The following is a 21,274-nucleotide window of genomic DNA, read 5'->3' as shown; positions in this document are numbered from 1 at the left end:
CGTTACAGCCCCGCGGCCGACCGCAGGTCGTCGACGCGGTCGAGCCGCTCCCACGTGAACTCGGGGAGCTCCCGGCCGAAGTGGCCGTACGTGGCTGTGCGGGCGTAGATCGGCCGCAGCAGATCGAGATCGCGGATGATGGCGGCCGGGCGCAGGTCGAAGACCTCCCGGATGGCGGCGATGATCCGCTCGTCGGGGACGGTTCCTGTGCCGAAGGTCTCGACGTAGAGCCCGACCGGAGCGGCCTTGCCGATCGCGTAGGCGACCTGGAGCTCGAGACGGTCGGCGAGGCCCGCGGCGACGGCGTTCTTGGCGACCCAGCGCATCGCGTACGCTGCGGACCGGTCGACCTTCGACGGGTCCTTGCCCGAGAACGCGCCACCCCCGTGCCGGCTCGCGCCGCCGTAGGTGTCGACGATGATCTTGCGGCCCGTCAGCCCCGCGTCGCCCTTCGGGCCGCCGATCTCGAACCGGCCGGTCGGGTTGATGAGCGTGCGGATGTGCGACGTCTCGAGACCGGCGTCGTGCAGCACCGGCGCGATGACCTCCTCGATCACCTCGGCCTGCAGCCGCTCGTTCGTCACCGACGGAGCGTGCTGCGTCGAGAGCACGACGGTCTGGACCGACTTCGGCACGATGCCCTCGTAGCCGACCGTCACCTGGGTCTTGCCGTCCGGGCGGAGGTAGTCCAGCGTGCCGTCCTTGCGGACGGCGGCCAGGCGCTCCGACAGCCGGTGCGCGAGCCAGATCGGGAGCGGCATGTACTGCGGAGTCTCGGTGGTCGCGTAGCCGAACATGATGCCCTGGTCGCCCGCGCCCTGCCGGTCGAGGTCGTCCTCGCTCTGCTCGGCGCGTGTCTCGAGCGCGTTGTCGACGCCCTGCGCGATGTCCGGCGACTGGGCGCCGATGGAGACGGACACACCGCACTGCGTACCGTCGAAGCTGACGTCGGAGGAGTCGTACCCGATCTCGACGAGCTTGTCGCGGACGAGTGCCGGGATCTCGACGTAACCCCGGGTGGAGACCTCGCCTGCGACGTGCACGAGGCCGGTCGTGACGAGTGTCTCGACGGCGACCCGGCTGTGCGGGTCGACGGTCAGGAGCGCGTCGAGGATGCTGTCCGAGATCTGGTCGCAGATCTTGTCCGGGTGCCCCTCGGTGACCGACTCGGACGTGAAAAGGCGCAGATCTGCCATTGTTCTCCTTGGGTCCTGCGAGGGGTGACGGCGGGCGTCAGGCGATGACGTCGAGGATACGATCGGCCACCGACAGCTTGGTGCCCGAGGCCTCCATCACTATATCTCCGCCCTTTCGCAGGACGACGACCTCGTTGCTCTCCGTTGCGAAGCCCTGGCTCCAGCCGACCTGGTTCAGGACGAGGAAGTCGCAGCCCTTCGCGGCGAGCTTGCCGCGGCCGAGTTCGATCAAGGCGGACGGGTCGGGCTCGGTCTCGGCCGCGAAGCCGACCAGCACCTGCCCGTCGCGCTTGTCGTGTGCGAGCCCGGCGAGCACGTCGGGGTTGGCGACGAGCTCGAGGGTGAGGGTCTCCCCCGCCTCGGACTTCTTGATCTTGGCGTCGCGGGTCTCGGCGGGGCGGTAATCGGCGACGGCCGCCGTCATCACGACGATGTCGGCCGAGCGAGCCGCTTCGGTGACCGCCGACTGCAGTTCGAGCGCGGTCTGCACCTCGACGAGCTCGACGCCCTCGGGCGGATCGACCTCGAGGTGGGCCGCGATCAGCACGACGTCCGCGCCGCGGGCCAGTGCCGCGCTCGCGAGGGCGACGCCCTGCCTCCCGCTGGAGCGGTTTCCGAGGAAGCGCACCGGGTCGAGCGGCTCGCGGGTTCCGCCGGCACTGATCACGACGCGGCGTCCGGCGAGATCGACGCCCCCGCGCGGCAGACGTGCGGCCTCGTTCGCGCGGCGCCGCTCGGAGAGCACCACCACGTCGGCGACGGGCTCGGGAACAGCAGTCGCGGCGGGACGTGGCGAGACGCCCGCGGCACGCAGAGCGACGCGGGCGATGACCTCCGGCTCCTCCATCCGCCCGGGGCCGGAGTCGGCACCGGTCAGCTGGCCGCTCGCGGGGCCGACGATGTGGATGCCGCGTCCGCGCAGCGTCGCGATGTTCGCAACAGTCGCGGCGTTGCGCCACATCTCGGTGTGCATCGCCGGGGCGATGACGAGCGGGGCGGTGGAGGCGAGGACCGTGTTGCCCAGGAGGTCGTCGGCGATGCCTGCCGCGAGCTTGGCGATGGTGTTGGCCGTCGCCGGCGCGATCACGATGAGGTCGGCGGACTGGCCGAGGGCGACGTGCCGCACCTCGGCGACGCCTTCGTAGAGGTCGGTCGCGACCGGGTTGCGGCTGATCGCCTCGAGCGTCGGGCGGCCGACGAACCGCAGAGCGGCCTCCGTCGCCACCACGTGCACCGAGTGCCCGTCGAGCACGAGCGCCCGGATGACACCCACCGCTTTGTACGCGGCGATGCCTCCGGTCACTCCGACGACGATGGTCAAACGTGCGCTCACGGCGCCACCCCCCTCAACGGCAGAGTCCAGCTCGGGCCGGGCCGTGCCCGGCGGTGTCGTCGCTCGTTACTCGACGATCGGCTTCAGGACGAGCTTGTCCTCGTTGATCTCGTGCATCGCGACGGACAGCGGCTTGTCGTCGACGGAGGAGTCGACCAGCGGGCCGACGTTGTCGAACAGGCTGCCCTCGTGGAGGTCGGCGTAGTAGTCGTTGATCTGACGGGCGCGCTTGGAGGCGAAGATCACGAGGGCGTACTTCGACTCGACCTTGGCGAGCAGGTCGTCGATGGGCGGGTCGATGATGCCGTTGTTGCTGGTTGCCATGCGGAGGGACTCCTTCAGCTGTTCTGTGGAAAGACCGTGGCCGGCCTGGTCGTTCTGGGCGGCCGACGTGCGTCGGCCGGCGCCGGGTGCGGCGCGACGATGGCGGTCTACGGACGCGACGGCGCCGCGCGGACCTTCATCAAGTCTACGACCTCGCGGGCCGCCTCGGCGACGTCGTGGTTCACGACGCGGTGGTCGAACTCGTCCTGGGCGGCCAGCTCGACCTTCGCGGTCTCCAGCCGGCGCGCCTGTTCGGCGGAGTCCTCGGTGCCCCGGCCGATGAGCCGGCGCACCAGTTCCTCCCACGTCGGAGGCAGCAGGAAGATGAGTCGCGCCTCGGGCATGCTCTCCCGAACGCTCCGCGCGCCCTGCAGGTCGATCTCGAGCAGCACGCTCTTGCCGTCGTCCAGCGCCTTCTCGATCGGTCCGCGCGGCGTGCCGTAGCGGTACGCGTTGTGGACCGTCGCGTACTCGAGAAGCTCGCCCTCCTCGATCATCCGGTCGAACTCCTCGTCGTCGACGAAGTAGTAGTTCACGCCGTCGACCTCCCCGGGCCGCGGGGCACGGGTCGTCGCCGAGACCGAGAGCAGCACGTCCGGGTAGTTCTCGCGGATGTACGTCGAGACGGTGCCTTTGCCGACCGCGGTCGGGCCGGCCAGGACGACGAGCTGGTTGCGCTGACGTCCGGCCTTGTTCTCGCGCTCGATGAGGAAGTCGCGCAGGCGCAGCCGCTGGTGACGGCCGAGGCCGCCGAGCCGCTTGGCGGGCGAGATGCCCAGCTTCGCCAGGGCCTCGTTCATCTTGGTGGTGCCGATGGCGGGGACGCTGAGCAGGAACTCCGTCACCCGCAGACGGCCCTCGACGCCGTCCGGCTGGGCGGTGGCGTGATCGAGCACGGTGAGGGGCGACACCTCGCGCGAGGCGATCGACTTCTTCACCGCGGCGCGGGCGCGACGGGCCGCGACGGCCGCCTCGGAGGCGGCACGGCGGTCGACGTCGGGCGGGGCCGGACGGCGGGAGGCGGTCTCAGCCATGGCTGGCGCGCACCTCCTCGGCGCGGTGCGCAACGGCGTCGGCGAGGTCGCGCGGACCGGCGCTGAGCACGCCGCGGGACTCGCTCACGATCACGCCCGGCGACAGCGTGCCGAACAGGCGCGGAGCGTCCTCGACGCGCGCGCCCTGGTGGCCGAAGCCCGGCGCGAGGACGGGGAAGGCCGGCGTGACCGGTGCACCCGCCGTGTCGATGCCGTAGGCGGCGAGGTCCACGGTCGCGCCGAGCACCAGCCCGACGGTGCCGTAGGCGTGCGGCGGCTGCTGCTGGTTGAACTCGTGCACGTCTTCGATGATCGCACGCGCGACGGTCATCCCGGCACGCGGTCCGGAGGCGACGACGGCCTGCTGGACGACCGCGGCCTCCGGGTTGGAGGTCGCCGCGAGCACGAAGAGGCCCTTGCCGTGTTCCTCGGCGAGGCGCATCGGCTCGGCGATCGACCCCACGCCCTGAAAGGCGGAGACCGTCAGGGCGTCCGCTTCCAGCGGCGACCCCGGCGTGAGCCAGGACTCCGCGTACGCGGTCACGCTGGTGCCGATGTCGCCGCGCTTCGCGTCGGCGATCACCAGGAGGCCGGCGGCACGCGCGGCGGCGATGACCTCCTCCAGCGCGGCGTAGCCCGCGGACCCGAAGCGCTCGAAGAACGCCACCTGGGGCTTGACCAGCCCGGCCCGCCCGGCCGCGGCCTCCACCGCGATCAGCCCGAACTCGCGCACGCCCGCCGCCGAGGCCGGGAGGCCCCAGTCGGCGAGCAGGTGCGCGTGCGGGTCGATGCCGACGCACAGCCGGCCGCGCTCGGCGAACGCCTCCGCGAGGCGGTCGCCGAACGCTGCACCGACAGCGGTCATGCGCGCGACGCCCGCTGCAGCGCGTACTCCTGCAGCGACGTCACCTCGAAGCCCTCGCGCACGGCGTCGAGGGAGGCGACGGCGGCGCTCAGCTCGGCGATGGTCGTGAAGAGCGGCTTGTCCCCCGCCACCGCGGCCGCGCGGATCTCGTAGCCGTCGGCGCGCGAGGTACCGCCGCTCGGCGTGTTGATCACGACGTCCACCGCGCTGCGGGTGATCAGGTCGACGATCGAATCGTCCGGCGACTCGCTGTACTTGCGCACGACCCGCGCCTCGATGCCGTTGCGGTTGAGCACCTCCGCGGTGCCCTCCGTGGCGAGGATCTCGTAGCCGAGCTGCTTCAGCCGCAGCACGGGGAGCACGATGGCGCGCTTGTCGCGGTCCGAGACCGAGACGAACACGGTCCCCGTGAGCGGCATGCCGCCGTAGGCCGCGGCCTGGCTCTTCGCGAACGCGGTCGGGAAGTCCTTGTCGATGCCCATGACCTCTCCGGTCGAGCGCATCTCCGGGCCGAGCACGGAGTCGACGATCTTGCCGTCGCGGGTGCGGAACCGCTTGAACGGCAGCACCGCCTCCTTCACCGCCACCGGGGAGTCCATCGGGATGACCGAGCCGTCCTGCTCCGGGAGCATGCCCTCCGCGATCAGGCCGTCGACGGTGTCGCCGACCATGATCCGGGAGGCGGCCTTCGCCAGCGGGATGCCGAGCGCCTTCGAGACGAACGGCACGGTGCGCGACGCGCGGGGGTTGGCCTCCAGCACGTAGAGCACGCCGGCGCCGATCGCGAACTGCACGTTCAGCAGCCCGCGCACGCCGATGCCCTGCGCGATCTTGAGCGTCGCCTCGCGGACGCGGTCGATCTCGCGCCGGCCGAGCGTGATCGGCGGGAGGGTGCAGCTCGAGTCGCCGGAGTGGATGCCGGCCTCCTCGATGTGCTCCATCACGCCGCCGATGTAGAGCCGGTCGCCGTCGAAGAGCGCGTCGACGTCGATCTCGATCGCGTCGTCGAGGAAGCGGTCGACCAGCAGCGGGTGCGCCGGTCCGACGATCCCCTGGCCAGCGACACGCTCGAAGTAGTCGGCGAGCGACGGGGTGTCGTAGACGATCTCCATGCCGCGGCCGCCGAGCACGAAGCTCGGGCGGACCAGCACGGGGTAGCCGATCTGCTCCGCCGCCTGGGCTGCGCTCGGGAAGTCGATCGCGGTGCCGTTGCGCGGGGCGAGCAGTCCGGCGTTGTCGAGGATCTCGGCGAACAGGCCGCGCTCCTCCGCCAGGTCGATCGCCTCGGGCGTGGTGCCGAGGATCGGGACGCCGGCCGCCTCGAGGCCCTTCGCAAGGCCGAGCGCGGTCTGGCCGCCGAGCTGCACGACGACGCCGACGAGCTCGCCGGACTGCGACTCCGCGTGGATGACCTCCAGCACGTCTTCGAGCGTCAGCGGCTCGAAGTACAGGCGGTCGCTGGTGTCGTAGTCGGTCGAGACCGTCTCCGGGTTGCAGTTGATCATGATCGTCTCGAACCCGGCGTCGTGCAGCGCGAACGACGCGTGCACGCAGGAGTAGTCGAACTCGACGCCCTGGCCGATGCGGTTCGGACCGGAGCCCAGGATGACGACCTTGCGCCGGTCGCTCGGCACGACCTCCGTCTCCAGGTCGTAGCTGGAGTAGTGGTACGGCGTGAGCGCCGGGAACTCGCCCGCGCAGGTGTCGACCGTCTTGTAGACCGGGCGGACGCCGAGGATGTGGCGCACCTCCCGGACGTCGGCCTCGCCGAAGCCGCGGAGCTCGCCGATCTGGGCGTCGGAGAAGCCGTGGTCCTTCGCGTAGCGAAGCGTGTCGGTGTCGAGGGTGTCCGCGTCGCGGATCTGCTCGGCGACCTCGTTGATCAGGACGATCTGGTCGATGAACCAGGGGTCGATCTTGGTCGACTCGAAGACCTGCTCCGGGGTCGCGCCGAGGCGGAGCGCCTGCTGCACGTCGACGATGCGGCCGTCGGTGGGCGTCTGGATGGTCTCCAGCAGCTCCTCGACGGTGCGCGCCTCCGCACCCCAGTGGAACGACGAGCCGCGCTTCTCGAGCGAGCGGAGCGCCTTCTGCAGCGCGGACGAGAAGCTGCGGCCGATGGCCATCGCCTCGCCGACCGACTTCATGGTCGTCGTGAGCGTCGGGTCGGCGGCCGGGAACTTCTCGAACGCGAACCGCGGGACCTTGACCACGACGTAGTCGAGGGTCGGCTCGAAGCTCGCCGGGGTGACGCCGGTGATGTCGTTCGGGATCTCGTCGAGGCGGTAGCCGATGGCCAGCTTCGCCGCGATCTTCGCGATCGGGAAGCCGGTCGCCTTCGACGCCAGGGCGGACGAGCGCGAGACGCGCGGGTTCATCTCGATGACGATGATGCGCCCGTTCTCCGGGTTCACCGCGAACTGGATGTTGCAGCCGCCGGTGTCGACGCCGACCGCGCGGATGATGTCGATGCCGATGTCGCGCAGCTTCTGGTACTCGCGGTCCGTCAGCGTGAGCGCGGGCGCGACCGTGATCGAGTCGCCGGTGTGCACGCCGACCGGGTCCACGTTCTCGATCGAGCAGACGACCACCGTGTTGTCGGAGGTGTCGCGCATGAGCTCGAGCTCGTACTCCTTCCAGCCGAGGATGGACTCCTCGAGGAGCACCTCGCTGGTCGGGCTCTGGTGGATGCCGTCGCCGACGATGCGGCGCAGCTCGTCCGGCGTGTACGCGAAGCCCGAACCGAGGCCGCCCATGGTAAACGACGGGCGGACGACGAGCGGGTAGCCGAGGTCCTCGGCGTACTCGAGCGCCTCCTCCACCGTGTGGGCGATGTGCGAGCGCGCCACCTCGGCGCCGGCCTCGATGACCAGCTCCTTGAAGATCTGGCGGTCCTCGCCCTTCTGGATCGCCTCGAACTTCGCGCCGATGAGCTCGACGCCGTACTTCTCGAGGATCCCGTGCTCATGCAGCTGCATGGCCGCGTTGAGCGCGGTCTGGCCGCCGAGGGTCGGCAGGATGGCGTCCGGCTTCTCCTTGGCGATGATGGTCTCGATGACCTGCCAGGTGATCGGCTCCACGTAGGTGGCGTCAGCGAAGTCGGGGTCGGTCATGATCGTGGCCGGGTTCGAGTTCACCAGGATGACGCGGACGCCCTCCTGCTTGAGCACCCGGCACGCCTGGGTGCCGGAGTAGTCGAACTCGCAGGCCTGGCCGATGACGATCGGGCCGGAGCCGATGACCAGGACGGATGAGATGTCGGTGCGCTTCGGCATCAGGCGCCGGCCTCCTTGGTGGGCTCAGCATCCGCGGTCTCGCGACCGGTGATCATGCTGAGGAAGCGGTCGAAGAGGTAGTTGGCGTCGTGCGGGCCGGCCGCCGCCTCCGGGTGATACTGCACGCTGAAGGCGTTCAGATCGAGGCAGTTGAGCCCCTCCACGACGTTGTCGTTCAGGCTGAAGTGGCTGACTTCCACGCGGCCGAAGCCGGCCGGGGAGTCGAACGCGGCGTCGATCGGCGCCTGGACGGCGAAGCCGTGGTTCTGCGCGGTGATCTCGACCCGGCCGGTGCGCTTGTCGAGCACGGGCTGGTTGATGCCGCGGTGGCCGAACGGCAGCTTGTAGGTCGAGAGCCCGAGCGCCCGCCCCAGGAGCTGGTTGCCGAAGCAGATGCCGAAGTACGGCAGCCCGGCGCGCAGGGTCTCCTGGAGCAGAGCGACGTGACGGTCCGAGGCCTTCGGGTCGCCCGGGCCGTTCGAGAAGAACAGCGCGGAGACGCCGAGGTCGAGCACGTCCTGCGCCGAGACCTGCTGCGGGAGGACGTGCACGTCGAGACCGCGCCCGGCGAGGTTCTCGAGGGTGGACTTCTTCACGCCGAGGTCGAGCACCGCGACCGAGCCGACCTTGTCGCCGACGGCGGGGATCGTGTACGGCTCGACCGTCGACACCTCCGCCGACAGGTTGCGGCCGCTCATCGCGGCGGCGCTGCGCACCAGCTCCAGCTGCTCGCTGTCCGAGAGCTCGAAGTCCGCACCGGAGAAGATCCCGGCGCGCATGGCGCCCGCCGAGCGGATGTGCCGCGTGACCGCACGGGTGTCGATGCCGCTGATCCCGACGACGCCCTGGGCGACCAGGTCGTCGTCGAGGCTGCGCTGCGCACGGAAGTTGGACACGACCCGGCTGGGCTCGCGCACCACGTAACCGGCGACCCAGATCTGGCGGGACTCCATGTCCTCGTCGTTGGTGCCGGTGTTGCCGATGTGCGGCGCCGTCATGAGGACGATCTGACCCGCGTACGACGGGTCGGTGAGCGTCTCCTGGTAGCCGGTCATGCCGGTCGAGAAGACCGCTTCGCCGAGCGTCCGCCCGGTGGCGCCGTAGGCCCGGCCCACGTAGCGCTTCCCGTCTTCGAGGACGAGGACTGCTTGATTCGCCGCCACGTCACACCTCCTGATCTTCCGGACCCTCGGGGCCCGTCGTGCTCCCCGTCGGCGTCGCGCCGGGGAGGATGTCCTGGATGGCCGCGGTCACCGCGTCGCGGCCGGCCGGGTCGACGACCCGGAAGTAGCTGTCGGCGGGGACCCCGCCGCTGGTGGTCCATCCGAACCGGAGCAGTCCGTCCCGCTCCACCACCCGGTCGATGGTGAAGGTGGCCGCGCCGACGCCGGTGAGCGTCGAGGCGGGCACGAAGACGGGCTGCTCGCCGGCGACCCTGATCGATACTCCCTCGGGCGAGACGCTGAGCGATCCCTTCCCGCGGTAGGTCAGACCCGGCAGGACGAGCCGCTCGAGCTGCTCCCCTGCCTTGGTGGTCGCGACGTAGAGCACGTCGGCCGCGGCGGTCGGTGCGCCGAGCTGGGCGGGGGCCGGGTGGCCGCCGCCCGCGGACACGTCGCGCCGCCCGCGTCGTCGCCAGCCCCAGAAGGCCAATAGCAGTATGAGGACGAGGACGATCGCAACGCCCAGGGTCGGCAGGAACTTATCCACGGGCGGCCTCCAGATCGACGACCGTGCCGTCGAGCACGGTCGCGTAGCCCCGGTGGAACGTCGCGACGACGCGCCCCGGGAGGGTCATCGACAGGTAGGGCGAGTTGACGCCCTTCCCGGCGAGGTCACCGGTCGCGAACGTGCGCGACGCGGTGGGGTCGTAGAGGAACAGCTCGGCGGGCGCTCCGGCCTCGATCGGCGTCCCGTGCCCGGCGAGCCGGCCGATCCGTGCGGGGGTCGACGACAGCACGCGGGCGACATCGGCCCAGTCGAGGAGGCCGTTACCGACCACCGAGGCGTGCACGACCGAGAGGGCGGACTCCAGCCCGACCATCCCGAACGCGGCCGCATCCCACTCGCAGTCCTTCGACTCGACGGGGTGCGGGGCGTGGTCCGTCGCGACGATGTCGATCGTGCCGTCCGCGAGCCCGGCGCGGAGCGCCTCGACGTCCTCGGAGCGGCGCAGCGGCGGGTTCACCTTGTAGCGCGCGTCGTAGCCGGCCGCGAGCTCCTCGGTCAGGAGGAGGTGGTGCGGCGTGACCTCAGCCGTCACGTCGATGCCGCGGGCCTTCGCCCAGCGGATGACGTCGACGGACCCGGCGGTCGAGACGTGGCACACATGCAGGCGGGAGCCGACGTGCTCGGCCAGGAGCACGTCCCGCGCGATGATCGACTCCTCGGCGACCGCGGGCCAGCCGGCGAGACCGAGCTCGCCCGACAGGGCGCCCTCGTTCATCTGAGCACCGACGGTGAGCCGCGGCTCCTGGGCGTGCTGGGCGATGACGCCGTCGAACGCCTTCACGTACTCGAGGGCGCGTCGCATGAGCAGCGGGTCGGAGACGCACTTGCCGTCGTCGGAGAAGACGCGGACCCGGGCGCGGGAGTCGGCCATCGCGCCCAGCTCGGCCAGGCGCTCGCCCTCCAGTCCCACGGTCACGGCCCCGATCGGGCGCACGGTCGCGTACCCCGCGGCCTCCCCCAGGCTCAGGACCTGCTCGACCACACCGGCGGTGTCGGCCACCGGGGAGGTGTTCGCCATCGCGAAGACGGCGGTGAAGCCTCCCGCAGCGGCAGCCCGCGTCCCGGTCAGCACCGTCTCGCTCTGCTCGTAGCCGGGCTCGCGCAGGTGGGTGTGCAGGTCGACGAGTCCCGGCAGCGCCAGGAGCCCGTCGGCGTCGATCCGCGACGCGCCCGCGGCGGAGAGGCCGGAGCCCACCTCCGCGATACGGCCGTCGTCGATCAGGAGGTCGGCACGCGTGCCGTCGGCGAGCGTCGCGCCCGCGATCACATACTTCTCGGCCAGTTTCTCGTCCATCGTCGTCTTACGCCTCCCGCTCGCCACCGGACAGCAGGAGGTAGAGCGCCGCCATCCTCACGGACACGCCGTTCGCCACCTGCTCCCTGACCGTCGAGCGCGGCGAGTCCGCCGCTGCGGCGGAGATCTCCAGCCCTCGGTTCATCGGGCCCGGGTGCATCACAATGCTATCGGTGCGCAGGCGCCCGAGCCGTTCGTCGTCCAGGCCCCAGCGCCGCGAGTACTCGCGCGGGTTGGGGAAGAAGGCGGCGTTCATCCGCTCGCCCTGGATGCGCAGCATCATCACGACGTCGGGATCGGCGTCGATCGCGGCGTCGAGGTCGTAGCCGATCGCCGCCGGCCAGCCGGTCACATCCACCGGCAGCAGGGTCGGCGGCGCGACCAGCGTGACCTGCGCACCCAGGGTGCGCAGCAGCCACACGTTGGACCGCGCCACGCGGGAGTGCAGGATGTCGCCGACGATGGTCACCGTGACGCCGTCGAGGTCGCGCCCGCGCGATCCCGCGCCGTGGAGGCGCCGCCGCATGGTGAACGCGTCGAGCAGCGCCTGCGTGGGGTGCTCGTGCATCCCGTCGCCGGCGTTCACGATCCCGGCGTCGATCCAGCCGCTCGTCGCGAGGGTCTGGGGTGCGCCGGAGGAACCGTGGCGGATGACCACGGCGTCGGCGCCCATGGCGGCCAGGGTCTGCGCGGTGTCCTTCAGGCTCTCGCCCTTCGAGACGCTCGACCCCTTCGCGGAGAAGTTGATGACGTCGGCGGAGAGCCGCTTGGCGGCCGCCTCGAACGAGATGCGGGTGCGGGTCGAGTCCTCGAAGAAGAGGTTCACGACCGTCTTGCCCCGCAGCGTCGGGAGCTTCTTCACCTCGCGCTCCTGCACGTCCGCCATGTCCTCGGCGACGTCGAGCAGCCGGATCGCGTCCTCGCGGGAGAGGGACTTGGTCGACAGCAGGTGCCTCATGCGCCGGCCTCCGCCCCGTCGGGAGCGCCTGCATCCGTCGGCGACTCGATGGTCACCGACTCCTGCCCGTCGACGCCCTCCAGGCGCACGTAGATGCGCTCAGACGCCGCGGAGGGCAGGTTCTTGCCCACGTAGTCCGCGCGGATCGGGAGCTCGCGGTGACCGCGGTCGACGAGCACCGCCAGGCGCACGGCCCGCGGGCGGCCCAGGTCGTTCAGCGCGTCCAGCGCCGCGCGGATGGTGCGGCCCGAGAAGAGCACGTCATCCACGAGCACGACCGTCTTGCCGTCGATCGAGGTCGGCAGCGACGTGGGCTGCGGAGTCCGGATCGGGTTGCGGGCGAGGTCGTCGCGGTACATCGTCACATCGAGCGCGCCGACGATCTCGGCGGGCGACGCGACGGCCTGCGGCTCGATGCGCTGGATGGTCTCGGCGATCCGGCGGGCGAGTTCGACGCCGCGCGTCGGGATCCCCAGGATCACCAGATCGTTCGTGCCCCGGTTCGACTCCAGGATCTCGTGGGAGATCCGGGTCAATGCCCGGGTGATGTCAGCCTGTTGCAGCACGGTGCGCACTGTCATGCCGACCTCCTTCCCCGCCTCACAGGACGGCTCATTAAAGGATGTCTACCGAGATCCGAGCATATCAGCCCGGCCCCGATCACTTGTCGTTCAGGAACTTCTCGAACGCGGCCGCGTCGCTGATGCTCCCCGTGAACTGCTTGCCGTCGACGAGGACCGTGGGCGTGCCCTCGATCTTGTCGAGGACCTTCTTGCCGTCCACCTCGATCGGGCCGCTCTGCGAGTGCGCGGTGTTGGCCTGGGCCCACGCCTGGTACGAACCGCTGCGCTCGAGGCACCCGGAGATGTCGGTGATGCCGAGGTCGGTGGCCCGCTTCGCGAGCTCGTCGTCGGTCAGACCCTTCGAGTTCTCCTCGGGCTGGTCCGTGAACAGCGCCTGGTAGTAGTCGAGCACGCGGGCCTTGTCGTGGACGCCGACGCAGGTGAGCGCCGCCGCCGCACGGGTCGAGTAGCCGGTGCCGCCCGAGAGGGAGTCGAGGAAGGTGAGCGGGTGGAGGCGCAGCGTGATCGACCCGTCCTTCACCGCCTTCTCGAGGGTGTCGCCGTTCGCCTTCTCGAAGGCGCCGCAGACCGGGCACATCGCGTCGAACCAGATGTCGGCCTTCTTCTGGCCCGTTCCGGCCGAGATGTAGCGGTCGTCGAAGTTCACGGCGCCGTCGACGCCGGTGGGCGCCTTGGCGGTCGCGACCGGCACGGAGGTATCGGCGAACATGGAGCAGGCCGAGACGCCGATCGACAGTGCGGCGGCGATGACGGTGGCGGCGAGGATGCGGCGAGTGCGCTTCACGTCGTCCCTTCGGTTGGAGCGGTGGATCTACTTGGTCGTATTACTTTGGGCGATCTTGGCGAGCAGCCCGTTCACGAAACCGGCGGAGTCGTCGGTCGAGAGCACCGTGGCGGCCTCGACGGCCTCCGAGATCGCGACCCCCTCGGGGACCGCGTCGTTGAAGAGCAGCTCCCACACGCCGATGCGCAGGATGGCGCGGTCGACGGCGGGCATCCGCACGAGGGTCCACCCCTGCGCGTAGGTCTCGATCTGCTCGTCGATCTCGTCCTGATGGTCGATCACGCCGTCGACGATCTCACGGGCGTACAGCCACGACGCCTCGCGGGCGGGCTCGATCGCCGCACGCTCGGCCTCGGTCGCGAGGGCCTGACGGAGCGGGGTCTGACGCAGGTCGGCGCTGTAGAGCAGGTCGAGCGCGCGCTTGCGGGCTTTGGTCCGGGCGCTCACTAGTCGTTGACGCGGCCGAGGTAGTCGCCGGTGCGGGTGTCGACCTTGACGCGGGTGCCGGTCTCGAGGAACAGCGGGACCTGGATCTGGTAGCCGGTCTCGACGGTGGCGGGCTTGGTGCCGCCGGTCGAGCGGTCGCCCTGCAGGCCGGGCTCGGTGTAGGTGATCTCCAGCACGACCGAGGCGGGGAGCTCGACGTACAGCGGCGAGCCCTCGTGCAGCGCGACGGTCACGTTCTGGTTCTCGAGCATGAAGTTGGCGGAGTCGCCGACGATCGGGCCCGGGATGGTGATCTGGTCGTAGTCGCTGGTGTCCATGAAGACGAAGTCGGCGCCGTCCTGGTACAGGTACTGGTAGTCGCGGCGGTCGACGTTGGTGATGTCGATCTTGGCGCCGGCGTTGTACGTGCGGTCGACGGTCTTGCCGGTCGTGACGTTCTTGAGCTTCGTGCGGACGAACGCGCCACCCTTGCCCGGCTTCACGTGCTGGAACTCGATGACGCTCCAGAGCTGTCCGTCGATGTTGAGGACGATGCCGTTCTTGATGTCAGCGGTCGATGCCATGCGCGAGATCCATTCAGTTTGCGAAAGAGTTCCGGGTGGATGCCGCGGGCGTCAGCGGTCCACATCGCCGCGCGCGAAGCGACGGCCAGGAAAGATTCTAGACGTCAGCGCCCGTTTCGGCGAATGTACGCCAGAGCGAGCCGGTAGGACTCGAAGCCGAATCCCGCGATCACGCCGGTCGAGACGGCGGTGATCACGCTCGTGTGGCGGAACTCCTCGCGGGCGTGGGGGTTCGAGATGTGCACCTCGATCACCGTTCCGCCGGCCGAGGTGACGAGCGACACGGCGTCGCGCAGCGCGTACGAGTAGTGGGTCCACGCGCCCGCGTTGAGGATGACGGGCGCGCCGCTGTCGGCGGCGTCGTGCAGCCAGCCGATCAGCTCCGCCTCGGTATCCGTCTGCCTCAGGTCGATCCGCAGCTCGGGAGCGTCCTCCTGGAGCTGCCGACCGAGGTCGTCGAGGGTCTGCGACCCGTAGACGTCGGGCTCGCGGGTGCCGAGGCGGCCGAGGTTCGGGCCGTTCAGGACGAGGACGGTGCTCATGCCGTTCACCCTATCGGTGCGTCGGCGTCCGTCAGCGGACGGATGCGCACCGCCGACCACACGTCGTCGACGGAGACGTTGCTGATCGGCCGCCAGCCGAACGCGCCGGCCTCCTGGATGATGGTGTCCCGGTTGAGGTCGGCGCGGTTGCCCTTGGGATAGACGAACCAGACGGCGCGGGCAGCGCCCAGGGCGGGCAGCTCCGCGCCGAACCGTTCGAGCAGCTCGGCCCGCGTGCGCACGAAGACGACGGCGACCGATGCCCCGGCCGCCGGGCCCCCGGTCACCCCCGACGGCAGCGGCTGGAGCAGGGCGGCGAGGTCGGGAGTCGCCCCGTCGAGGTGCAGGACGTCACCCTCCTTCACCAGCAGCTTCTGCGCCACCGGCCGCTCGGCCATCAGGACGCGATCTCCTGGTATGCCGCGAAGAGCAGGCTCTGGTCGGGGCCGGCGAGCACGGTCGGACGACCGATGTCGTCGAGCACGATGAAGCGCAGCAGGTTGCCGCGCGCCTTCTTGTCGCGCTGCATGGTCGCGAGGAGGGTCTGCCAGCGTCCCAGCGGGTACGTGGTCGGCAACGTCAAGGACTCCAGGATGCGGCGGTGGCGGTCCACGACCTCGTCGGAGAGGCGTCCGCTCAGGCGGCCGAGCTCGGCCGCGAACACCATGCCGACGGCGACGGCCGCGCCGTGCCGCCACTGGTAGCGCTCCGCGTGCTCGATCGCGTGACCGAGCGTGTGGCCGTAGTTGAGGATCTCGCGCAGGCCCTGCTCGGTGAAGTCCTCCCCCACCACGCGCGCCTTGATGCCGATCGAGAGCTCGACGAGCCGGCGGAACTCCGGCGACGCGGGGTCCGTCGCGAGATCCACGTCGCGTTCGATGATGTCCAGGATCTCCGGCTCGGCGATGAAGCCGTACTTCACGACCTCCCCGAACCCGGCGAGGATCTCGTTGCGCCCCAGGGACGTGAGGGTGTCGAGGTCGCAGACGACCGCGGCGGGCGCGTAGAACGCGCCGACGAGGTTCTTGCCCTCCGCCGTGTTGATGCCGGTCTTGCCGCCGACCGCGGCGTCCACCATCCCGAGCAGCGTGGTCGGCACCTGGACGAGCTTCACGCCGCGCAGCCAGGTCGCGGCGGCGAAGCCGGCGAGGTCGGTCACGGCGCCCCCACCGAAGCCGACGACGGCATCCGAGCGGGTGAAGTCGGCCTGGCCCATGATGCCCCAGAGGAAGGCCGCGACCTCCACGCGCTTCGCGGCCTCGGCGTCGGGGACCTCGGCGAGGAGCACCTCGTAGCGGCCGAGCAGCGACTCGCGCAGCTCGGCGGCCGCGGCGCCCAGGGTCGGCGGGTGCACGAGGAGCACCTTGTTCACCCCGGAGCCCAGGTGGTCCGCGAGGTCGAAGCGCACGCCGCGTCCGACGACCACGGGGTACTGGTCGTCCCCCGCGACGAGGATCTCGGTGGGGGTGTCGGCGTCGGTCATCGGTGTCCTTCCTCCTGCTCGACCCACTGGGCGATCTCTTCCACGATGGCGTCGATCGGACGGGACGAGGTGTCCGCGGTGTAGTCCGCGAGCGATGCGTACAGCTCGGCGCGGTCTGCGACGAGCCGCTTCCACGATTCGATGTCGGACACCAGCGGCCGCTTGCCGCCGGTGATCCGCTGTGCGATGGCCTCCGGCTGCACCGTGAGCAGCACGACGCGGCGGCCGGAGAGGTCGGCACGGGTGTCGAGGTCGAGCACGGCCCCGCCGCCCAGCGACACCACGCCGCCCTCGCCCAGAGCCGCGGCGACCGCCGCGCGCTCCAGGGCGCGGAAGTGCGGCTCCCCGTGATCGGCGAAGATCTCGGAGATCGGGCCGTGGGCGGCGACGACGCGCGCGTCGGTGTCGACGAACCCCAGACCGAGCCGCTTCGCGAGCCGCTTGCCCAGCCGGGTCTTGCCCGCCGCCGGCGGGCCGATCAGGACGATCGTCACGGCGTTCAGGCGTAGGGCGCGCTGACGCGCTCGGTCGCCAGGTTCTGCGGGATGGCGTCCAGGTAGCCGCGCAGGTTGCGGGCCGTCTCGGGCAGGGAGTCTCCCCCGAACTTCTCGAGGACCGAGTTGGCGAGCACGAGGGCGACCATCGCCTCGGCGACCACGCCGGCCGCCGGCACCGCGCAGACGTCGGAGCGCTGGTGGTGCGCCGCCGCCGCTTCGCTCGTCGCGATGTCGATGGTGCGCAGCGCGTGCGGCACGGTCGCGATGGGCTTCATGCCGGCGCGGACCCGCAGGACCGTTCCCGTGCTCATCCCGCCCTCGGTGCCGCCGGCCTTGTCGCTGGTGCGCACGATCGTGCCGTCCTCCGCGAGGAGTTCGTCGTGGGCCTCGGAGCCGCGGCGCGTCGTCGTCAGGAAGCCGTCGCCGACCTCCACGCCCTTGATCGCCTGGATGCCCATGAGCGCGGCGGCGAGCTGGCCGTCGAGCCGGCGGTCCCAGTGCACGTGCGAGCCGAGTCCCGGCGGGACGCCGTACGCGAGCACCTCGACGACGCCGCCGAGGGTGTCGCCGTCCTTGTGGGCGGCGTCGACCTCGGCCACCATCCGCTCGGACGTGGCGGGGTCGAAGCACCGCAGCGGATCCGCGTCGAGCGTGTCGACATCGGAGGGCGTCGGCAGCGGCGAGCCCTCGGGGACGCGCACGGGACCGATCGACAGCGTGTGGCTGACCAAGGTGATCCCCAGCTCGGCGAGGAACGAGCGCGCGATGGCGCCGAGTGCGACACGTGCGGCGGTCTCTCGGGCGCTGGCGCGCTCCAGGACCGGACGTGCCTCGTCGAAACCGTACTTCTGCATCCCGACCAGATCGGCATGCCCGGGGCGCGGACGCGTCAGCGCCGCAGCGCGACCGCCGGCGAGCTTCTCCGGCTCGACCGGCTCGGCGCTCATCACGTCGACCCACTTCGGCCACTCCGTGTTGCCGATGCGCAGGGCGATGGGGCTGCCGAGGGTGGACCCGTGACGGACGCCGCCGGAGATGTCCAGCGCGTCCTGCTCGAACTTCATCCGCGCGCCGCGACCATAGCCGAGCTTGCGGCGGGCCAGGTCGGCGCGGATGGCGTCGAGCGAGACCGGGACCCCGGCAGGGAGACCCTCCAGGACGGCGATGAGTTCGGGGCCGTGGGATTCCCCGGCCGTGAGCCAACGAAGCATGCTTCGATTGTGGCACAGCGACCGGGGGCGTCCGCGCCCTGTGACGGCGGTCAGGCCTCCAGCGGAACGCCCGCCGCGTCGATCCCGACCGCGTCGAGCATCGCCGCGAGCACGGCATCCTCGTCGGCCAGAGGCTCCAGCGGATCGCCGGACACGAAGATCCGCACCTGCAGGAGCGCCTGGTGCACCAGCATCGAGAGCCCGGAGACGACCGTGCCGCCGACCGCGCCCCACGCCGATGCCAGCGGGGTCGGCCACGGCTCATACGCCACGTCGAGCAGGACGGCCCGGCGGCGGGTGGAGTCGGTGTAGAGCACCTCGGGACGCGTACCGCCCGGGAGGGTGCTGATGACGAGCTCCGGGATGTCGAGCGAGCGGTCCGCCTGGGCGAGCGAGCGCAGGCGCACCATGAGGCCGAGCTCGTGGGCCAGCGGCTCGAGCCAGACGCTGCGCGTGAGGTCGCGCACATGCACGTCCACCCGCTCCGCGCCCAGCTCCGCCGCGGCCACGAGGGCGGACGCCGCGGTCGCTCCGCCGCCCAGGATGTGGACGTGGTGGGCGGACGTCACTCCGGCGCCGGCGAGGGCGCGGACGATGCCCGCCACATCGGTGTTGAAGCCGCGGACGGACTCCCCGTCGAAGAGGACGGTGTTTGCGGCCCCGGTCTGCTCCGCCACCCGGTCGATCTCGGTGAGCAGCGGCAGCACCGCCTTCTTGAGCGGCATCGTGAGGGACAGGCCGCGCCACTCCTCCCCCAGACCGTCGACGAAATCGGCAAGGGCGTCCTCGGTCACTTCGATGGGCTCGTAGGACCAGTCGAGGCCCAGGACGCCGTACGCGGCCTTCTGCAGCGCCGGTGACTTCGAGTGCGCGATGGGCGAACCGAGCACGGCCAGCGCGAGAGGCTTCGGCTGCGCCGTCTTCTTCGCCGCGGCAGGCGCCTTCTTCGCGGGAGCGGGCGCGGGCTCGGGCTCCGCGACCGCCTCCGGCTCGGCGTCTGCGGGCTCTTCCCGCTCTTCGGCCGCCTCCGCCTCGGCGACCGCGGCCTCTTCGGCCTGAGTCTCACGCTCGGCCTCGACGAGTGCGGCGATCGACGCCTCGGCGCCGGCCTCCGAGACACCGTCTTCGAGCGACACCTCGGCGTCCGGCGTCTCTTCTGGCTCGCGGGGGGTCTGCGGGGTGTCACTCATAGCCGGGGTTGTCCTTCATCCATTGCTGCCATTTCGCCACCGCGGCCTCGTGCTCGGCCTCGGTGGTCGAGAAGATGGTCTCGCCGGTCTCGAGGTTCCACGTCACGAAGAACATCCACGGGCCGTCCGCCGGGTGCACGACCGCGTTGATCGCGAGGTCGCCCGGGTTCGAGATGGGCCCGACCGGCAGGCCGGGGTGCACATAGGTGTTGTAGGGGTTGCTCGCGTCCGCGCGCTCCGCGTCCGTCGTCTCCACCCGGTGCGTGTTGCCCGTGCCGTACGCCACCGTCGCGTCGGACTGCAGATCCCAGCCCTGGGCGATGCGGTTGAGGAAGACGCGCGCCACCTTCGGGTAGTCGTCCTTCAGGCCGGCTTCTCGCTGGACGATGGACGCGAGCACGACCGTGTTCCAGCGGTCGGCGGGTGCCACCCCGGCGGCGTCGAGCGACTGGAACATCCGGTCGACCATGGTCTTGATCGCGTCGTGCGCCGTGGTCCCGGGAGCGAACGTGTAGGTCGCCGGGAAGAGGAAGCCCTCGAGGGTCTTCGCCTCCGCGGGCAGTCCGTAGTCGGCGGGATTCGCCGCAGCCGCCTGCAGATCGGCCAGCGGGATCTTCGTCGCGTCGGACACGGTCTGGAGGATGTCGACCTCTGCGGTCCCCTCGGGGATGACGGCCGTGTTCTCGACTCGGTTCGCCGTGTCCTGCAGAGCGATGAGCGCGGCGTTCGCACTCATCTGCTTCTTCATCTTGAACACGCCCGGCTGGAACTCCGGCTCGGGCTTCTGACGCAGCAGCAGGGAGTAGAAGGCATCGTAGGACTTGGTGACGCCCGCCTTATGGAGGTTCGTGGCGATGTCCGACCCGGTGTCGCCAGAGACGATGCTGAACATCACCTCGCCGGTGCCGTCGCCGGCGTAGTCGTCGTCCTTCGGCGTGAGGGCGTTGACCAGCTGCGCCACCTGAGGCTGGAAGATCGAGTACGCCACGGCCACCATGCCGCCGAGGATCCCCACGATGACGACCACGACCACGAGGGGCTTGATCCAACGCCGCTTACGCTTCGGCTCGGCGTGCGAGAGATAGTTCTGCTGCCGCCAGGCGAGAGGCGACTCCCCCGTCGGCGGTGCAGGATCGTCGGATTCCGGCTCGCTTCCGAGCGCGCCGAAGAGGACGCGGGCGGGATGATCGGCCTCGACGTCGTCCGAACCGTGACGGACGGCAGCGCCCACGGTCTCGCGCTCGGGCTGCTCGACGCGTGCGATGGGTCCGGTGATCACCGCGTCGAAGTCGAGACGATCGAGCGCGTCGCGGTGGTCGGCCTCCGGAGCGGGCACATCCTCGTGCGGCAACGGCTGCGGCTGCGGGGTCTCGCCGCTCTCATCGGCGCCGCGCGCCTCCCGGGCCGCCCGCGCTTCGCGACGGGTCATCGGCTGCCGGTTGACGGCCGGGAAGACGGGGGGTTCCGGTCGATCCTCGGGGTTCTTCGACAAGCTCAGGGTCCAATGCTCGATTCGACGGGTTGGCCCGGCGGGCGGCCGGAGGCGCGCTCCGCGTCGAGGGCATGCTGCAAAATTATCGTGGCGGCCACCTGATCCACCACCGGACGCGCGCTTTTCGAGTTCTTGCCGGACGCGCGGAGGGCCGAATGGGCCGACACGGTCGACAGCCGTTCGTCGACGAGGCGGACCGGGACGTCGATATCGGCGTCCAGTGCCTCGGCGAATGCGACCGCGTCCTCGGTGGACGGCGTGCGCGCGCCCGAGAGCGCCAACGGCAACCCGACGATAATCTCGAAAACTCCGAGTTCAGTCACAATGTCGGCGATTCTCCGCCGATCCGCAGTGTCTTCGGAGCGCGCGACCGTCTCCACCGGCGTCGCGATCATGCCGTGCGGGTCGGACCGGCTGACGCCGATCCGCACCTTGCCGACGTCGATCCCGAGCCGGACACCGGTGCGCATC

Annotated in this window: 22 protein-coding genes; all 22 read right to left on the bottom strand. The window is 70.7% G+C overall.

Annotated features, from left to right (window positions below):
• Positions 1–2: 2 nt before the first annotated feature.
• Positions 3–1,196, bottom strand: a complete 1,194-nt coding sequence (gene metK / locus HNR14_RS17535; protein WP_021762957.1) for a methionine adenosyltransferase — start codon at positions 1,194–1,196, stop codon at positions 3–5.
• Positions 1,197–1,233: 37 nt separating this feature from the next.
• Positions 1,234–2,517: a bifunctional phosphopantothenoylcysteine decarboxylase/phosphopantothenate synthase gene (locus HNR14_RS17530; RefSeq protein ID WP_179702725.1), complete on the bottom strand. Its 1,284-nt coding sequence runs from the start codon at positions 2,515–2,517 to the stop codon at positions 1,234–1,236.
• A 78-nt stretch (positions 2,518–2,595) separates the two neighbouring features.
• Positions 2,596–2,853, bottom strand: coding sequence for a DNA-directed RNA polymerase subunit omega (gene rpoZ, locus HNR14_RS17525; protein WP_021757903.1), 258 nt, complete (start codon positions 2,851–2,853; stop codon positions 2,596–2,598).
• A gap of 107 nt (positions 2,854–2,960) precedes the next feature.
• Positions 2,961–3,887, bottom strand: coding sequence for a guanylate kinase (gene gmk, locus HNR14_RS17520; RefSeq protein ID WP_179702020.1), 927 nt, complete (start codon positions 3,885–3,887; stop codon positions 2,961–2,963).
• Positions 3,880–4,752 (bottom strand): orotidine-5'-phosphate decarboxylase, encoded by an 873-nt coding sequence (gene pyrF, locus HNR14_RS17515; RefSeq protein ID WP_179702019.1) that lies wholly within the window; start codon positions 4,750–4,752, stop codon positions 3,880–3,882. The genes gmk and pyrF overlap by 8 nt, the downstream gene beginning before the upstream one ends.
• Positions 4,749–8,027, bottom strand: a complete 3,279-nt coding sequence (gene carB, locus HNR14_RS17510; protein ID WP_179702018.1) for a carbamoyl-phosphate synthase large subunit — start codon at positions 8,025–8,027, stop codon at positions 4,749–4,751. Before carB ends, pyrF begins: the two co-directional genes overlap by 4 nt.
• Complete coding sequence (gene carA / locus HNR14_RS17505) at positions 8,027–9,190, bottom strand: glutamine-hydrolyzing carbamoyl-phosphate synthase small subunit (protein ID WP_179702017.1); 1,164 nt, start codon at positions 9,188–9,190, stop codon at positions 8,027–8,029. Before carA ends, carB begins: the two co-directional genes overlap by 1 nt.
• A gap of 1 nt (position 9,191) precedes the next feature.
• Entirely contained in the window at positions 9,192–9,737 is a 546-nt protein-coding gene (locus HNR14_RS17500) for a PH-like domain-containing protein (RefSeq protein ID WP_021762394.1), read from the bottom strand.
• Positions 9,730–11,052, bottom strand: a complete 1,323-nt coding sequence (locus HNR14_RS17495; protein ID WP_179702016.1) for a dihydroorotase — start codon at positions 11,050–11,052, stop codon at positions 9,730–9,732. Before HNR14_RS17495 ends, HNR14_RS17500 begins: the two co-directional genes overlap by 8 nt.
• 7 nt (positions 11,053–11,059) lie before the next feature.
• Positions 11,060–12,010, bottom strand: a complete 951-nt coding sequence (locus HNR14_RS17490; protein WP_021762396.1) for an aspartate carbamoyltransferase catalytic subunit — start codon at positions 12,008–12,010, stop codon at positions 11,060–11,062.
• Entirely contained in the window at positions 12,007–12,591 is a 585-nt protein-coding gene (gene pyrR / locus HNR14_RS17485) for a bifunctional pyr operon transcriptional regulator/uracil phosphoribosyltransferase PyrR (protein ID WP_179702015.1), read from the bottom strand. The genes HNR14_RS17490 and pyrR overlap by 4 nt, the downstream gene beginning before the upstream one ends.
• A 79-nt stretch (positions 12,592–12,670) precedes the next feature.
• Entirely contained in the window at positions 12,671–13,378 is a 708-nt protein-coding gene (locus tag HNR14_RS17480; RefSeq protein ID WP_343064527.1) for a DsbA family protein, read from the bottom strand.
• Positions 13,379–13,405: 27 nt separating this feature from the next.
• Positions 13,406–13,825: a transcription antitermination factor NusB gene (gene nusB, locus HNR14_RS17475; RefSeq protein WP_021762399.1), complete on the bottom strand. Its 420-nt coding sequence runs from the start codon at positions 13,823–13,825 to the stop codon at positions 13,406–13,408.
• The gene (gene efp, locus HNR14_RS17470) at positions 13,825–14,388 is read right to left on the bottom strand and encodes an elongation factor P (protein WP_021762400.1); all 564 of its coding nucleotides are present in this window, start codon (positions 14,386–14,388) and stop codon (positions 13,825–13,827) included. The genes nusB and efp overlap by 1 nt, the downstream gene beginning before the upstream one ends.
• 104 nt (positions 14,389–14,492) lie before the next feature.
• Entirely contained in the window at positions 14,493–14,930 is a 438-nt protein-coding gene (locus tag HNR14_RS17465) for a type II 3-dehydroquinate dehydratase (RefSeq protein WP_179702014.1), read from the bottom strand.
• Between the two features lie 5 nt (positions 14,931–14,935).
• Complete coding sequence (locus HNR14_RS17460; RefSeq protein ID WP_179702013.1) at positions 14,936–15,328, bottom strand: hypothetical protein; 393 nt, start codon at positions 15,326–15,328, stop codon at positions 14,936–14,938.
• Entirely contained in the window at positions 15,328–16,413 is a 1,086-nt protein-coding gene (aroB, locus tag HNR14_RS17455; protein ID WP_179702012.1) for a 3-dehydroquinate synthase, read from the bottom strand. The genes HNR14_RS17460 and aroB overlap by 1 nt, the downstream gene beginning before the upstream one ends.
• The gene (locus HNR14_RS17450) at positions 16,410–16,907 is read right to left on the bottom strand and encodes a shikimate kinase (RefSeq protein ID WP_179702011.1); all 498 of its coding nucleotides are present in this window, start codon (positions 16,905–16,907) and stop codon (positions 16,410–16,412) included. The genes aroB and HNR14_RS17450 overlap by 4 nt, the downstream gene beginning before the upstream one ends.
• Before the next feature lie 5 nt (positions 16,908–16,912).
• The gene (aroC, locus tag HNR14_RS17445; RefSeq protein ID WP_179702010.1) at positions 16,913–18,121 is read right to left on the bottom strand and encodes a chorismate synthase; all 1,209 of its coding nucleotides are present in this window, start codon (positions 18,119–18,121) and stop codon (positions 16,913–16,915) included.
• 50 nt (positions 18,122–18,171) lie between these two features.
• Positions 18,172–19,311, bottom strand: coding sequence for a shikimate dehydrogenase (locus HNR14_RS17440; protein WP_179702009.1), 1,140 nt, complete (start codon positions 19,309–19,311; stop codon positions 18,172–18,174).
• Positions 19,304–20,740 carry an endolytic transglycosylase MltG gene (gene mltG, locus HNR14_RS17435; RefSeq protein ID WP_179702008.1) on the bottom strand — a complete coding sequence of 479 codons (1,437 nt, stop codon included), beginning with the start codon at positions 20,738–20,740 and terminating at the stop codon, positions 19,304–19,306. The genes HNR14_RS17440 and mltG overlap by 8 nt, the downstream gene beginning before the upstream one ends.
• Before the next feature lie 65 nt (positions 20,741–20,805).
• On the bottom strand, positions 20,806–21,273 hold the full coding sequence (gene ruvX / locus HNR14_RS17430; RefSeq protein ID WP_179702007.1) for a Holliday junction resolvase RuvX: 468 nt from the start codon (positions 21,271–21,273) through the stop codon (positions 20,806–20,808).
• Position 21,274: the final 1 nt, after the last annotated feature.

Origin of the sequence: Leifsonia naganoensis (genome assembly GCF_013410615.1) — a bacterium.
Lineage (GTDB): Bacteria > Actinomycetota > Actinomycetes > Actinomycetales > Microbacteriaceae > Leifsonia > Leifsonia aquatica.
The sequence above is the reverse complement of the archived record's forward strand: the minus strand, read 5'-3'. Positions and strand labels throughout refer to the sequence as shown.